This window comes from Pseudanabaena sp. Chao 1811 (assembly GCF_027942295.1).
Classification (GTDB): Bacteria; Cyanobacteriota; Cyanobacteriia; order Pseudanabaenales; family Pseudanabaenaceae; genus Pseudanabaena.
This window is the reverse complement of record NZ_CP101416.1, coordinates 1,594,900-1,608,722: the sequence shown is the minus strand read 5'-3', so window position 1 is coordinate 1,608,722 and position 13,823 is coordinate 1,594,900. Positions and strand designations below refer to the sequence as shown.

At 41.6% G+C, this 13,823-nt stretch carries 17 protein-coding genes; 2 read left to right on the top strand and 15 right to left on the bottom strand.

What is annotated here, in order from left to right; genetic code table 11:
* Nucleotides 1–68 precede the first annotated feature (68 nt).
* The gene (locus NMG48_RS07565; RefSeq protein ID WP_271254667.1) at nucleotides 69–314 is read left to right on the top strand and encodes a DUF4926 domain-containing protein; all 246 of its coding nucleotides are present in this window, start codon (nucleotides 69–71) and stop codon (nucleotides 312–314) included.
* 69 nt (nucleotides 315–383) lie between these two features.
* Here the strand turns inward: NMG48_RS07565 and NMG48_RS07560 are convergent, their stop codons facing one another.
* From NMG48_RS07560 to NMG48_RS07525, 8 genes are all read right to left on the bottom strand, one after another.
* Nucleotides 384–1,814 (bottom strand): KAP family P-loop NTPase fold protein, encoded by a 1,431-nt coding sequence (locus NMG48_RS07560; RefSeq protein ID WP_271254666.1) that lies wholly within the window; start codon nucleotides 1,812–1,814, stop codon nucleotides 384–386.
* Nucleotides 1,815–1,890: 76 nt separating this feature from the next.
* Complete coding sequence (locus NMG48_RS07555) at nucleotides 1,891–2,223, bottom strand: DUF5615 family PIN-like protein (protein WP_345961231.1); 333 nt, start codon at nucleotides 2,221–2,223, stop codon at nucleotides 1,891–1,893.
* Nucleotides 2,220–2,450 (bottom strand): DUF433 domain-containing protein, encoded by a 231-nt coding sequence (locus NMG48_RS07550; RefSeq protein WP_201320758.1) that lies wholly within the window; start codon nucleotides 2,448–2,450, stop codon nucleotides 2,220–2,222. The genes NMG48_RS07555 and NMG48_RS07550 overlap by 4 nt, the downstream gene beginning before the upstream one ends.
* 128 nt (nucleotides 2,451–2,578) lie before the next feature.
* Nucleotides 2,579–3,934 carry a nicotinate phosphoribosyltransferase gene (locus NMG48_RS07545; protein WP_271254664.1) on the bottom strand — a complete coding sequence of 452 codons (1,356 nt, stop codon included), beginning with the start codon at nucleotides 3,932–3,934 and terminating at the stop codon, nucleotides 2,579–2,581.
* A 416-nt stretch (nucleotides 3,935–4,350) separates the two neighbouring features.
* Entirely contained in the window at nucleotides 4,351–4,659 is a 309-nt protein-coding gene (locus NMG48_RS07540) for a hypothetical protein (protein ID WP_271254663.1), read from the bottom strand.
* A 76-nt stretch (nucleotides 4,660–4,735) separates the two neighbouring features.
* Nucleotides 4,736–5,602, bottom strand: a complete 867-nt coding sequence (locus NMG48_RS07535) for an alpha/beta fold hydrolase (RefSeq protein ID WP_271254662.1) — start codon at nucleotides 5,600–5,602, stop codon at nucleotides 4,736–4,738.
* Nucleotides 5,603–5,674: 72 nt separating this feature from the next.
* Nucleotides 5,675–6,778, bottom strand: coding sequence for a hydrogenase formation protein HypD (hypD, locus tag NMG48_RS07530; RefSeq protein WP_271254661.1), 1,104 nt, complete (start codon nucleotides 6,776–6,778; stop codon nucleotides 5,675–5,677).
* 10 nt (nucleotides 6,779–6,788) lie between these two features.
* Complete coding sequence (locus tag NMG48_RS07525) at nucleotides 6,789–7,007, bottom strand: HypC/HybG/HupF family hydrogenase formation chaperone (protein ID WP_271254660.1); 219 nt, start codon at nucleotides 7,005–7,007, stop codon at nucleotides 6,789–6,791.
* 230 nt (nucleotides 7,008–7,237) lie between these two features.
* Here NMG48_RS07525 and NMG48_RS07520 point away from each other — a divergent pair, with 230 nt between their 5' ends.
* Nucleotides 7,238–8,221, top strand: coding sequence for an IS30 family transposase (locus tag NMG48_RS07520; protein ID WP_271254659.1), 984 nt, complete (start codon nucleotides 7,238–7,240; stop codon nucleotides 8,219–8,221).
* Nucleotides 8,222–8,403: 182 nt separating this feature from the next.
* On the opposite strand, the gene hypF is transcribed toward NMG48_RS07520, so the two are convergent.
* The 7 genes from hypF to NMG48_RS07485 all read right to left on the bottom strand — a co-directional run bounded on the left by hypF (nucleotide 8,404) and on the right by NMG48_RS07485 (nucleotide 13,783).
* Nucleotides 8,404–10,746, bottom strand: a complete 2,343-nt coding sequence (gene hypF, locus NMG48_RS07515) for a carbamoyltransferase HypF (protein ID WP_271254658.1) — start codon at nucleotides 10,744–10,746, stop codon at nucleotides 8,404–8,406.
* Between the two features lie 45 nt (nucleotides 10,747–10,791).
* Nucleotides 10,792–11,121, bottom strand: a complete 330-nt coding sequence (locus NMG48_RS07510) for a XisI protein (protein WP_271254657.1) — start codon at nucleotides 11,119–11,121, stop codon at nucleotides 10,792–10,794.
* Nucleotides 11,109–11,522 carry an element excision factor XisH family protein gene (locus NMG48_RS07505; RefSeq protein ID WP_271254656.1) on the bottom strand — a complete coding sequence of 138 codons (414 nt, stop codon included), beginning with the start codon at nucleotides 11,520–11,522 and terminating at the stop codon, nucleotides 11,109–11,111. The genes NMG48_RS07510 and NMG48_RS07505 overlap by 13 nt, the downstream gene beginning before the upstream one ends.
* 41 nt (nucleotides 11,523–11,563) lie before the next feature.
* On the bottom strand, nucleotides 11,564–12,376 hold the full coding sequence (gene hypB, locus NMG48_RS07500; protein WP_271254655.1) for a hydrogenase nickel incorporation protein HypB: 813 nt from the start codon (nucleotides 12,374–12,376) through the stop codon (nucleotides 11,564–11,566).
* Between the two features lies 1 nt (nucleotide 12,377).
* Nucleotides 12,378–12,719 (bottom strand): hydrogenase maturation nickel metallochaperone HypA, encoded by a 342-nt coding sequence (gene hypA, locus NMG48_RS07495; RefSeq protein ID WP_271254654.1) that lies wholly within the window; start codon nucleotides 12,717–12,719, stop codon nucleotides 12,378–12,380.
* Complete coding sequence (locus tag NMG48_RS07490; RefSeq protein WP_271254653.1) at nucleotides 12,686–13,201, bottom strand: hypothetical protein; 516 nt, start codon at nucleotides 13,199–13,201, stop codon at nucleotides 12,686–12,688. Before NMG48_RS07490 ends, hypA begins: the two co-directional genes overlap by 34 nt.
* Nucleotides 13,202–13,420: 219 nt before the next feature.
* Nucleotides 13,421–13,783, bottom strand: coding sequence for a hypothetical protein (locus NMG48_RS07485; protein WP_271254652.1), 363 nt, complete (start codon nucleotides 13,781–13,783; stop codon nucleotides 13,421–13,423).
* Nucleotides 13,784–13,823 lie beyond the last annotated feature (40 nt).

The following is a 13,823-nucleotide window of genomic DNA, read 5'->3' as shown; positions in this document are numbered from 1 at the left end:
AGCGATCGCGCAGTTATTGAGCCATCAAAGCTAACTGAATACCTACTCAATAGTGAGCATAACCAAGAATGAATTTCCCACTTTATTCTGATGTAATTCTATTAACTACTTTGCCTGAAGAAGGTGTTTATGCTGGGGATATTGGAACGGTGGTAGAACGACATGATGTAATTGGGTTGGAAACTGGTTATAGTGTTGAGTTTTTCGATATGCTAGGTAATACGGTTTCAGTTGTCACTTTGCCGATGAGTTATTTCCGTTTGCCGACTCGTGCGGATAGACCATCAGTTAGGGTTATGACTAGTGCTGTGTAAGATCGCTTTTCTCAAGGCTAAAAATTAATAGTGATCGCCAAGAATCTGTACATATTACTGTGTATAAATTTAGTATTTATATGACACAAAATTGTTTGTAATAGCTATTCTCTTTACAGTCTCTCTAAATCCTACGTGGTGTACAAAGTTATCGTTAGACCAGCTGCCATAGGTATTAAGAACTTGTTGTGCTTTCTCAACTTCAGTTGTCGTCACAGATTTATCAAGTCTTCTATACGCTTCTAAACGAGGCTGAACAAGGTGAGGCATATCTAATTCACCTAAAATAAGAAGAAAGTATGCCTCAATCATACCTATGTTAATAAAATTTCTAGATACTTCCTTGATTCTAGGTAGTGCTTCAATTTGAGGGATAATCTGATCAAGATCTATTTTTCCTTCTATGGTATCTGCATAAATATTTGTATTCCACTCTCTTAAGAACAAAAGCAGACTTAGTACATTTCCATAGACTCGTTCATGTTTAGGGATTGTTTGGATCACTATTCTTAGTCTTGATATCGTTTGTTCCTGCACTCTTAAGCTCATTTTAGCTGCTGACATTAAGGCGCCTAAACTACATTTTAGTTGGTCTAGTTCATATCCAGAATTCCTATTGAATTTCATTTTCATCAATTCATTAATACCAAAATATTTAAAAAGGTAATCACAGTAATCTCCTGCTTGAGGTTCTGGTAATCGATAGTCTAAATCGATAAAGCGTTTTAGATATCCAGTTGCATCAAATTCTGAGCCATAAAGTGACCGTATTGAGTGGTTAAGTTGACTGCGGTCAATACCAAGAATGAAAACTACACCAGACGCATCAAATAGATGTTTTACTCGTTCCAAGAGTTCGATCGCATATGTCGGACGACAACGATCTAATTCGTCAATTATGATTACAACTTTGGCTGATGGGTTTAGAGATGCCACTTGATTAGCAAGATCGCCAAGAGCTTTTCTAAACTCTTTAATTTCAGATTTTCCTTTTTCATAGTTCTTTATGAGATCTTCCCCACCAGATGATGTGGCATCAGCAATTGCTTTTTCTATAGCAGCTTCCTTAATATCCAAAAGTCCATGTGTGGCGATCTTTATTCCTACAGGTAACAGTCGCTTAAGTAATGACTGAGCAAATTGTCGAGTCTTATCCATCTGCTTTTTAAGATCAATTCCTGTCTCTCCAGATTGATCAGCAAAATCTTCAATTGCTTTCGTTAATTCTCCGATAATTGCAATTAAAGGTTCTTGAGCAAAATCATTTTGCCAAGCATTGAGATACAGGCAAGCATGACCCTCTTGTTGAAGTTTTACTTGCCACATTTCCAGAAATGTAGTTTTACCTGACCCCCAAGAAGCATCCAATGCAAGGACAAATGAACCTGAAGATTGCGTGATAAACTGAGTGAGTGGTGGTTCTAGATCTTTACGTCCCAATGCATCATTTTTGAATGGATCGTCTGGAGGAATCTCTAGCTTAGTATGACGAATCTGCATAGTTTTAATCTGTTTACTGGCTTTTTTAAGACTAAATTTGTAGATTTTCGATTGCGTTGCATGATTAGTCTGATACCTAATAAAGCTCAAGGCAATCTATATTTGAACTATTGCCTAATTCCTGAATTACTTCTACTCCAGAACGTAAAATTTTCTCGATCTGGCTTGTGGGAACATTTCCACAGCGCAACCAAATCACCTTGGGAGGAGAACCATACAAACGACTTCTCTCCGCAAAATCTGCATCTTGAGTCACAATGCAGAAACCGTTATTCTTTGCAAACTCCCATATCTCCGTATCAGTTTTATCTGCCAAATCATGAAACTGAACATGACTACAGTTTGGGAAAAGGTCAACCAATCTCCCCACGAGCTTACGACTCAAATTTTGATCGAATAGTAATGTCACGCAGCACCCACAACAGCCATCAATCTATGTTCTCGATCCGCAGCAAACTCCAAACAAGCCCTGATATCTTGCTCTGTCAATTCTGGGAAATCATCTAAGATTTCCGCGTGAGACATTCCAGATGCCAGCCAACCCAAAACATCATATACAGTAATACGCATTCGGCGAATACAAGGCTTACCACCTCGTTTATCTGCCTCAATTGTAATAATGTTTCGGTAGTTCATATTTGCCTCTTTTTAAGCAACAAGTTAGTCAAAGTCTAACACAGGGAAATGGATGATGTTTCTCTATTACCAGTTTAAGCTAAGTCAGCAATGTCCCAAATTGCTTGAGTTATTAGTCAGGATTTGCGTTACATATCAACTTTGACAGAAACCGTCTCTGGATTAGTAATATTGCGAACTGCTTGAGGCAGAGACTTTACCGAGTTACGAGTGCGTTGGGCGATCGCATCTAAATCATCAAGAGGCTGTAACAATTCGCCATTGTGCATAATGCATTCTAGTAAAGGTTGTTCGCTGGAGTTAGGAATCTCCGAAATATGGGTGAGGCGATCGCCTTTGATGACACCATTCTCGAAACTGCGCCAGACTTGTTTACGACTAGCGATCGACTGCTTGCCGCTTGACTTTTTGGAAACAGGAATATTATCAATTTCTACTAATTTATAAACTCCATTTACAGGCGCACCTGTGACTAATTTTGTGCCGATGCCATAGCCATCAATGGGCGCTCCTAATGCTTTTAAACGGAGAATCTCAGCTTCGTCAATATCGCCACTGGCAAAGATTACAGCATCAGGAAGTAGCGCTTTTACTTCTTTAGAAATGGTGGCAATATCACCTGAATCAATGCGAACTCCTTTTACTTGCATCTCACCAGATTTGACCTTCTCGGCAAGATTTCGAGCAGCAGTGATCGTGTCAAAGGTGTCGATGAGGAGAGGACTATTCGGGAAAACTTGATGGAAGGCACTAAAGGCTTGGGCTTCACTGCCTTCGGTAGCACTCAGCGCCATAACCAACGCATGAGCCATCGTGCCACTGGGCTGTCTTCCGAGTTTGAGGGCAGCCAATACATTGGAAGTTGCATTCATACCTGCGGCGATTGCTGCCCTTGCTGCCCAGAGTGAAGCTTGGGGGCTAAAGGCTCGTCTTGTCCCAAATTCTAGTAATGTAATGCGATCACCTGCAACATCACGCATTCTGGCGGCTTTTGTGGCAATCAGAGTTTGATAGTTGATCGTGTTTAAGAGATAGGTCTCAACTAGTTGTGCTTGCCAAAGGGGAGCTTCAATTCTTAAGAAAGGCTCATTGGCAAACATCGCTGTCCCCTCTGGTACTGCCCAAAGATCGCCTTCAAAGCGGAAGTTAGCTAGCAATTCCCAAAAACGGTGATCGGCATTAACAAAGATTCCTGTGGCTTGCAATGCTGCGATTTGCTCGGTGGAGAATCTAAGGTTTTGCAAGTATTCTACCGCTTGGGCAATTCCCATCGCGATGAGATAACCAAATCCCTCAGGAAGACGACGTACGAATAGCTCAAAACTAGCCCGCTGGCGATCGCATCCCTCTTGTACATAGCAAGCACCCATCGTCAGTTGATAAAGATCGGTGAGCAGTCCATATTCATCCGTAGCGATGTTTAATATGTCGGACTTCAGGCTGACAACTTGATTAACAACAGGATTAACAGTGATAGCGCTCATGACTTTTAGTGGGGTAGAGGCTGGTATATTTTTATTATAGTGTTTTTTACCAAAATTGCAAGTATATTTTTTGTTGATTATAATTTCAATAAGAATGATTTAAATTGATTTTGTCTATGCTTTTAAGCATTTGAAGAATATATGAGTTCGCCAAAGGTCGGAATTGCTTATCTGAAAACCATAGCATTTATAGTAATTTTTAATTTAAATGCTAGCTGGTATGGCAAAAAATTAGTGGATTGTACTAATTACAAACGAAACCCATATTTCTGTACTGCCCGCTTAGTGGACGGTACAGAAATATGGGTTTTAAGTTTAATTATGCTTGACTACTTAGCAATATTTCCCTAGAACTAGATATACAAAAGCTAGATATGTCATGGTGACGACTAAGAAACCTCTTGCTTTTGTATGGTTTAGCTAACTAAAAGCGCAACTACAAGAGTTATAGATACAATGAGCAAGGAAACTATGATTTGCATGGGGAAAGGCTTTCCTATCATAGTAGAAGCTGGTTCCTCAACATACATCGGGGGCATAATTGCGAAGTTGTTGAGTAAACCTTGCTCATCTACGGTATAGCTACTTGCAATGGTTATTTTTGGAGTAGTAGGTTCTTCAATTGGCAATGCTTCTGGCAATTCTGTCAATTCAGCAATGAAAGCTTCATCAAGTCCTTCTGGCTCATCAATGACCATCGGTTCTTTGAGATCAATGGTATTCATACTGGTAATACCTCCATGAAGGTTTTGTAACCTATGTTACAATTATACAACGTTTATTCAGTTCCCAAAACTATTCTTAAGCTTGGTAATTGTGCGTTGTAATGCTTTGTAAAAAATCAGCGATCGCCTGATTAAAAGCTTCAGGTTCTACTAAAAAAGCCCAATGATTACCTAAGACTTCACAAATTTGCAAATTGGGAAAATACTTCTGATAGGGGCGTAACTGCCATGCTTGCCGATTCAGTCCTTGCTTGGGTTGCACAAATAAAGTGGGAATATCAATGGACTGAGTTAAGCCTTCAACATCCATGATCTCCTCAAAGATGAAATCGCGAGCCTGACGAGGAAATTTGCTCTGCCATGTACCATCGGGTTTTGCTTCGATGCTGGCTTGGAAAACTGTTTGTTGGAAATCTGACCATCCTTGATATTGCTTGAGGCTCCGCGCAATCTTTTCTACGGTTTCATAATTTGGGAAGGTTTCAACTACCTTGAGAAATGGTAAGACACGGTACATCAATGGGAAGGTCATTCTAATCCAACTCGGAAATCTGCCCATAAAAAAGGGATCGACCAAAATCAGACTGCGAAAGCGATCGCTTTTTTGAGTAGCCCAAATTGCAACAGTTTTGGCACTCCATGAATGGGCAAGCACATGGGCGTTAGTGATGCCTAGATGCGACATTAAGGCTTCTAAATCTGCAATGATACTCGCAAAGGAATAGTCGGTAATGTCTTTGCTGCTCTCACCATGTCCCCGCAGATCAGGAGCAATGATCCGATAGCGATTGCCACCCACATTTTCTAGATGCTTGACTAAACTCGTCCATACCATCGCTGAATCTGCCATGCCATGTATTAGCAATACAGTCTCTGAGCCATTACCGCCCACTAGGTAGGACAGGTCAAGATTTGGTAAATGGAGAGTACGTCTAGTGAGCATAGAATTTTAGAACTTATTCAATGAAGAACCAATTTTTATGAGATGGCAAAGTCGTCCATAAAAATTGGTTCTTTATATTACTGCATGTTGATAATAGGCGGCACAAGCACCTTCCGAAGAAACCATTGGTGCGCCGAGGGGATGCTCAGGGGTACAAGCTTTGCCGAAACTAGGGCATTGATGGGGCTTGCTTGTACCTTGCAAAATTAAACCACTAATGCAGAGCGGAGATTCACAAATTTCTAGGGCATTATCCTCATAATTAAAGCGTTTTTGGGCATCAAAAGCGGCATATTTATCCTTCAATTTAAGTCCACTTTTAGGAATCTCTGCTAAGCCTCGCCATTGTCGATTCGTCGCTTCAAAAACTTCTTGCATCATGGCGATCGCCTGTTGATTTCCTTCTTTTTTGACCGATCGCGCATACTGATTTTCGACTTCCGCTTTACCTGATTCTAACTGCTTGATACATAGATAAATCCCTTGCAAGATATCAATCGGTTCAAAACCTGTAACGATGATTGGAACTTGATATTGCTGGGCGATCGCTTCATATTCGCCATAGCCCATCACCGTGCAAACATGACCTGCTGCCAAAAATCCCTGCATTGTGTGATCGGGATTGCTGAGAATTGCCTCCATTGCGGGTGGCACAAGGACATGGGCGCAGAGAATCGAGAAATTATCTAAACCTAATTGGTGAGCTTGGGCGATCGCAAGGGCAGTAATCGGTGCAGTAGTTTCAAAGCCAACCGCAAAAAATACGATTTGGCGATCGCTATTTTGTTGTGTCAGTTGTTGCGCTATTTTCACCGCATCAAGGGGTGAATAAACCATCCGTACATCTGCCCCTGAAGCCTTTGCACTTAATAAATCGCTGCTACTTCCAGGAACGCGCAACATATCGCCAAAGGAGCATAAAGTGACATTGGATTGTGAGGCGATCGCGATCGCTTGATCGATCAAAGAAATAGGAGTAACACAGACGGGGCAACCGGGACCGTGAATGAGGGTAATTTCTGAGGGAATCAGACGATCAAGACCATGTTTAACAATGGAGTGGGTTTGTCCGCCGCAGATTTCCATCAATGTCCAAGGACGAGTAGTTATGGCGGCGATCGCTGAGGCATATTCATGGGCAAGCTGGCGATCGCGGTATTCGTCAATATATTTCATCGCAGTTGCTCTAAATTTGTTGCAAATCGAGTAATGTTTGTGCGGCTTCGGCGGGATCAACAATGGAAATTGCCACACCTGCATGGATAATCGCATAGTCACCGATTTCTGCTTCTGGTAAATAGGCAAGATTGACCTCTTTCACAACCCCACTAAAACTAACTTTCCCGACTCTCATTAAGTCTTCCCCTTGAATAGAGAGAATTTTTCCAGGTACTGCTAAACACATAATTTTAAGCTCCTTGATTTATAACCATTCAGAAAAGTGTGTCAACACTTTTTTGAATCAAAAAACACATCCACTTAAGAAGTTTCAAAAAACAAAATAGCTATGCCATTTTGTTTTGCGATTGAAGAATTGTGCGCCAATTCAAGGATGAAATGCAACACCTAGAGATCTTTGCATAAAGGGACTCATAAGGATAATCTGATGATAATCACAACAATCAGGATATCCTCATGAGCTTTACTCATCTTAGCATCACAGAAAGAAGTGAACTGTATAAACTGCGAGTAATCGAGCAACTATCGATGACAGAGATTGGTCGTCGGATGAAGCGAAACAAAAGTACGATATCCAGAGAGCTATCGCGGAACACAGATGAGCGCGAGATCGGATATCTGCCAGATACGGCAGTTGCCCTGATGCAGGCAAGACGGAAACAAGCAAAGGTAAGATTCCAGAGCATCAGCGACAAGACGATTGCCGAAGTCAAGCAACGGTTAGAGCAACACCACAGTCCAGAGCAACTGGCAGGGAGGATGGAACGGGAGGGGCTAGGTAAAATCAGCTATGAGACGATTTATCTGATGATCTATGCAAACCATCAAGAGATGGGAATATATCAACAATATCTAAGGCAAAAGCAGAAGCAACGACGGCGCAAAAGTCGCAACCAGAAACGAGGCGGTATCCCTAATCGAGTGGGAATTGAGAAACGTCCGAAGATTGCGGATTTAAAGACAGAGATCGGGCATTGGGAAAGTGATACCGTAATTGGTTGCAACCACACAGGTATCGTAGTTACCCATGTTGATAAAGCATCAAAGTACTTACTTGCTGGACTAGCTAAGAATAAGACAATGGAAGAGATAAATAGAGTGACGCTCAAGCTATTTGAGCCTGTGAAGTCAACGTTCCAAAAGACAATGACCTTTGATAATGGCAGAGAATTCTGTGGACATGAGAAGCTATCTGAAAGGCTGCAAATAGACACTTTCTTTGCAAATCCCTATCATTCATGGGAGCGCGGATTGAATGAACACACGAATGGATTAATTAGAGAGTTCTATCCCAAAAGTACAAACTTCAAAATCGTGAAAGAAGATAACTTTCAGAAAATGGTGAGTTTGATCAACCACAGACCGAGAAAATCTCTTGACTATCGCACTCCTTACGAAGTATTCTTTGCTTCATCAGATACCGTTGCATTTCATCCTTGAATTGGCGGTGTTTTGCACGATTCTTCAATAACTGGTGTTACGTGGAAGTCTTCTAAAGCCCTCACCCCTAGCCCCTCTCCCGCAGGAGAGGGGAACAAGAAAAAAATATGGTTTTGCTCCTCTTCTCCTGCGGGAGAAGGGGTTGGGGGATGAGGGGCGATCCTAGTTCCACGTAATATCAGTTAATAATATATTTCTCGTAATGCTGCCATAATTTGTCCTGCGGCAATTCCTCCATCATTGGGTGGAATATTTTGATGATAATAAACTTGAAATCCTGCTTGCGTTAACTTTTTGATCGCTCTTTCAGTTAAATATCGATTTTGAAAACAGCCTCCTGTTAACATGACTTTTTCTATCTCAATTTGCTTAGCGATCGCTACTATTACTGCAACTAAGGAATTATGGAATTTCGTCGTAATTGTAGCGATCGCAGTTTGATTTTGGATATCTTCTAAGATAGATTGCATCAGGTTTGTCCAGTCAATTTCACCGTCATTCTTAACATCCATCCCATAAAAGTCATCAATCGTCGTATCACAAATTTGCTCTAAGGCGATGGCTGCTTGCCCTTCAAAACTGGTGATTTGATAAATATCCAGCAAAGAGGCAACCGCATCAAACAATCTGCCAATACTTGAAGTTTTGGGGAGATGCTGCGGTTTTGTTAATAAAGTTTTTAAAATTCTCAATTCAGCATTTGTGAATGATTGTAGGGTTGGTAATTGCAAATCCCAAAGGCGATCGCCAAATATTTCCCAGAGCATCCCCAACGCTACCCGACGAGGTTCTTTTGCCGCTTTGTCTCCACCTAGTAAGGGAAACGGTTGTAAATGGGCAATTCTTGCAAATTCTGAATCGGTAATTTTTAGAAACTCGCCACCCCAGATCGTGCCATCGGTTCCATAGCCTGTCCCATCCCAAGCAATTCCCAAGACTGGCGCAACAATCTGATTGTCCACCATACAAGCCAGTGCATGGGCGTAATGGTGCTGCACAGGAACTAAGGGAATCTGCAAAGATTGGGATAACTGCCGCGCATATTGGCTAGAGAGATAATCGGGATGGGCATCACAGGCGATCGCCTCAGGTTGAAATTCATAAATCTCACTCAACCGTTTAATAATCCTCTGGAAATGCTCAAAAGCCTTCGTCGTCTCCAAATCGCCAATATGTTGACTAAGAATAATTGAGTTGTTGATAGATAAGGCGATCGTGTTTTTGAGGTGTCCGCCTAAAGCGAGGATTTTCAGCCCCCTAAATCTCCCAATACTGGGGGACTTTTTATATTCTGTTTCCCCCCAGTATTGGGGGGCTAGGGGGGCTGACATATTGATGGGTGAGGGTGCATAACCTCTCGCTCTCCGCAAAATCACAGGGCGATCGCCAATCACCCTCACCACTGAATCATCCACAGGCTGAGCAATATCGCGATTATGAACTAAAAATAAATCCGCAATATTTCCTAAACTAGCGATCGCCTCTTGATTATCAATACAAATTGGCTCATCGGAAAGGTTGCCACTTGTTGCCACAATGGGGGATTGCAATTCTGTCATTAACAAATGATGAAGCGGTGTATAGGGCAGCATCACCCCGATATAGTCATTGTCAGAAACAAGGGGCTTAAGCCTCTTGTTCACTTTCTGTAAAAGCACGATAGGTGCTTCAGTTGACTTTAATAACTGTGCTTCTAGTGTTGATACTTGGCAATCTTGGTGAATACTTTCCAAATTGGGATACATCAGAGCGAAAGGTTTATGGGGACGATGTTTGCGCGATCGCAGTTTGGCGATCGCCTCTGCATTATCTGCATCCACCACCAACTGAAATCCACCCAAACCTTTAATTGCTAAAATTTTGCCCTCTCTAATTGCTTGGACAGTTGTTAAGAAAGCCTGCTCACCGATGCCTAAGACTTGACCATCACGATCCCAAATCTCTAAATGAGGTCCACACTTCGGACAAGCATTTGGCTGAGCATGGAAGCGCCGATCTAGAGGCTGATCGTATTCAGCTTGGCAATGGTTGCACATTTGGAACCTGTGCATCGTCGTATTGTGGCGATCATATGGCACGGCTTTGATAATGCTGTAGCGAGTTCCGCAGTTAGTACAGTTGGTAAATGGATAGCGATATCGCCGATTTTTCGGGTTAAATATATCTCGTAAACAATCATCACAGGTTGCCAGATCTGGCAGAATTACTGCGGTTTTGATGGATGCATCATCTGTAGATTCATGAATCTCAAAATCCTGATAATGAACAGGTTCGCACCATTCCTGAGTAATTTGCTGAATTTGCGATCGCGCAGGTTTTTCTGATTGCAATCGTTCAACAAATAAATCTAGTTGTTGTTGATCGCCTTCAACTGCGATCGCTACACCCTGAGCATTATTATTCACCCAGCCTTTAAGCTCTAATTCCTTCGCAAGGCGATAGACAAAAGGACGAAATCCAATACCTTGTACTGAGCCAGATATATGCAAATTTAAACATTGCAAATAACCGTTATTAGATCTCATGGTAACTAGGAATTGTGTAAATTAGGAATCTGTACATTCTTACCTTTAGGCAACGCCATAATTGGTATAAGGACGTTTATAAGGTGGATGCAAACCTAAAACAATGTCTGATGCTGGCACTCCTTTTTCGACTAGTTCTTGACCCAGATCGGCTTCCGTCATATTGTGCTGAATCCAGATTTTTCCGTCTTTAATGTCTAAATGGATATAACAGGCATAAACACGATTTAGACCCTGCCAACCAAGATCGAGAATTTGATAGTGATCGTGTTCTGTATCAAAAATGAGTTGACATTCGATGTTTGGCTCGTTAGTGGTGGCATGAGAGATTAGTAATTCACGCACAATTTGGCGATATTTTGCTAGTTTTTCCATTGAATTATCTCCTCTGTATTTGGCTCGTAGGCTATAATTTTTAGGTCATATTGTGAAATCGCAGCTTGAGTAAAACGTTCTTGAAAAAAGGTATCGAAAACATCGATAGGAACAGCCAAATAAATCATCCGATCTGGCTCTGTCATTTGTAAAGCAAGACGATAACTGAGAAACTGACCTAAAGCATTATGAAAATCACTAATATTAGATGGATTGATAAAGCTCTTAACTTCCACGGCTATTTTTTGTCCATCTTTTTCCGCTGCAAATACCTTTTCTGCTCCAAGATCTATCTCTAATTTCACACGATCAATGCGAATAGTTAATGGATCGTTGGTAATTATCCATCCATCTTTGATAAGAGCTTGTTTAACGGCTTGATGGAACAAGTCTTTAGCCATAATGAAGGAAAAGCCAGAAATTTGTAATTATTTAGATTTGATTATACAGCAAGAGATTTTTGTAATGATTGCTCAATAAATTGACACCAATCTTGCATACCTAGTCCTGTTTTCGCTGAAACCTCTAAAATCTTAGCCTGTGGTGCAATTTGGTGAATGTTGTGCAAAGCTAGATCACGATTAAACTCCACAACTTCCGCGAGATCGATTTTACTGATTAGAACAATATCCGCAGTCTTGAACATCACGGGATATTTGAGAGGCTTATCTTCGCCTTCGGTGACAGAAAATACCACCACACGCAAATTCTCTCCGAGGTCGTAAGCTGCAGGACAGACAAGATTGCCAACATTCTCGATCGCTAATAATTGCACACCATCAAGGTGCATTTGCTGCAAAGCTTTAGCAATCATTTCTGCTTCTAGATGACAGACTGAACCTGTAGTAATTTGAATGACTTCTGCACCTGATCGCCTTAATCTTTGAGCATCATTATCTGTTGCCAAATCGCCCACAATGATCGCTGATTTGAGGCGATCGCGTAATTCCGACATTGTGCGTTCTAATAGCGCCGTTTTGCCTGCCCCTGGGGAAGACAGGACATTCAAAACACTGATGCCCTTTGCCATGAAGTAGCCACGATTTCGCTCCGCAAGGCGATCGTTTTGCGACAGAATTGATTGGCTAATGGCAATCGTGCGGCGATCGCTATCTAAAGTGATATGTTCGTGATGATGGTCATGGGGATGCTCATGATCGTGGGGGTGGGGATGATCGCGATCGAGCGAATGAGCGTGGGCATGAATCTTGACCATGCCTTCGGGAATATCACTACAGCCGCAATCTTGACACATATCAGGAAACCTCTAAGGAGATTAATTGCAATTCTCGACCTTGACGAATTTCATGGGTCAGCCTTTCGCAGCGCGGACAAACATAAACCCAATCATAGGGAGTAAATTCTGCATGGCATTGTGGACAGTAACAGATCGCCTTTACCCATTCTATCTCTAATTTAGCATCTGAGGCGATTGTTCCTTCTGTGCAGGAATCAAAGGCAAATTGCAGCGCTTCAGGTACAACACCTGAAATCGCACCTACCCGCAAATTTAGCTGATGGATTTGGTTTGCGCCTTGGGATTCAGCTCGATCGAAAGCAAGATCTAGCATTGATTGGATGATACTAACTTCGTGCATAGGTTTTGAAGGAAATCGACAGCTTGTTCAATACTTTTACGGGTTACGGCAGACACTTGTTCCCCAAATTCCCAATTCACCGCAGGTAGTAATAGCGAGTAGGCTACGGGGACTTCGCCATAAACCTGTTGTGCTAATAGAAGTAGCGATCGCGGATCGGAGAGATGTCCAAGTTCGCCTAAGGTCACAGGATGGAGTTGTTTGGATACATCAATCTTTTGGACTTGGAGAACAGGGCTTGATTTTTTGCGCTTGCTTGATTGCCCATTGCCGCCAACCCAAGCATCAATAAAGATCGCTAACTCAGACTGGGCGATCGGTTCTGCGAGTTCGGGGGTAAGTTGGTGGACGGTTAGCGATCGCACATAGGGTAAGTCCCAGCTAGCCACAATATCAGACACTCGACACCCTGCCCCGTCATCACTTCTGAGGGAATTGCCATAACCAATCACCAGAATTGAGCCAAAATTAGAAGTAGCCAATTTTTTAGTTTCATTATTCAAAGAAGAATATATTTATTCTCTCTTTATAGATCGGCAATCAGTTAGTTTCTTTCAGAGAAATTAATAAACAAATCCAGTATCGAGATTATTTAGTAACACTTAGAAATATCTAGAAACATAAGTTAATCTATATTTGAGTTTGTGGAAGTGCAACCCGAAGGGTTACGCTTCCACAAACTATGAGTGCAAAATGCCAACCTAATTTCTAGGGATACGATATTTCTTGTGCAGTGGGGAATCACTAGGCAATTCAGCGATTAGTTTACATAGATCGTCTAGAAAAAAGTTAAAACTATCGGCGATCGCTCCTGTTACATCAGCTTCTGCATTTGCTCTTATCGATAGATCGCCTCTTGCTACTCCTTCCACATCATCAAGTAATTGCATAAGCTCTCTAGCTAAATTTTCTTGAGCAGTTTCATGAACATTTGTAACTTCTTTCAGATAGCTAATAAGTTGAGAACGGCTCCAGTGACGATACTGAGAATTGTTGCTCAAAAGACTTTGTAATATATCTAAACCATTCGCTAAGCCTTGTCTTAAATATTGAAATATCTTCATACTCGATAACTTCTTTAGCATTACCAAACACTATATAATC

Coding starts and splice junctions, on each gene's coding strand:
- hypD (WP_271254661.1), bottom strand. CDS start 6,778: ATGAAATATATTGACGAATACCGCGATCGCCAGCTTGCCCATGAATAT.
- hypA (WP_271254654.1), bottom strand. CDS start 12,719: ATGCACGAAGTTAGTATCATCCAATCAATGCTAGATCTTGCTTTCGAT.
- NMG48_RS07525 (WP_271254660.1), bottom strand. CDS start 7,007: ATGTGTTTAGCAGTACCTGGAAAAATTCTCTCTATTCAAGGGGAAGAC.
- NMG48_RS07505 (WP_271254656.1), bottom strand. CDS start 11,522: ATGGCTAAAGACTTGTTCCATCAAGCCGTTAAACAAGCTCTTATCAAA.
- NMG48_RS07550 (WP_201320758.1), bottom strand. CDS start 2,450: ATGAACTACCGAAACATTATTACAATTGAGGCAGATAAACGAGGTGGT.
- NMG48_RS07565 (WP_271254667.1), top strand. CDS start 69: ATGAATTTCCCACTTTATTCTGATGTAATTCTATTAACTACTTTGCCT.
- NMG48_RS07535 (WP_271254662.1), bottom strand. CDS start 5,602: ATGCTCACTAGACGTACTCTCCATTTACCAAATCTTGACCTGTCCTAC.
- NMG48_RS07545 (WP_271254664.1), bottom strand. CDS start 3,934: ATGAGCGCTATCACTGTTAATCCTGTTGTTAATCAAGTTGTCAGCCTG.
- hypB (WP_271254655.1), bottom strand. CDS start 12,376: ATGTGTCAAGATTGCGGCTGTAGTGATATTCCCGAAGGCATGGTCAAG.
- NMG48_RS07520 (WP_271254659.1), top strand. CDS start 7,238: ATGAGCTTTACTCATCTTAGCATCACAGAAAGAAGTGAACTGTATAAA.
- NMG48_RS07510 (WP_271254657.1), bottom strand. CDS start 11,121: ATGGAAAAACTAGCAAAATATCGCCAAATTGTGCGTGAATTACTAATC.
- NMG48_RS07540 (WP_271254663.1), bottom strand. CDS start 4,659: ATGAATACCATTGATCTCAAAGAACCGATGGTCATTGATGAGCCAGAA.
- NMG48_RS07560 (WP_271254666.1), bottom strand. CDS start 1,814: ATGCAGATTCGTCATACTAAGCTAGAGATTCCTCCAGACGATCCATTC.
- NMG48_RS07485 (WP_271254652.1), bottom strand. CDS start 13,783: ATGAAGATATTTCAATATTTAAGACAAGGCTTAGCGAATGGTTTAGAT.
- hypF (WP_271254658.1), bottom strand. CDS start 10,746: ATGAGATCTAATAACGGTTATTTGCAATGTTTAAATTTGCATATATCT.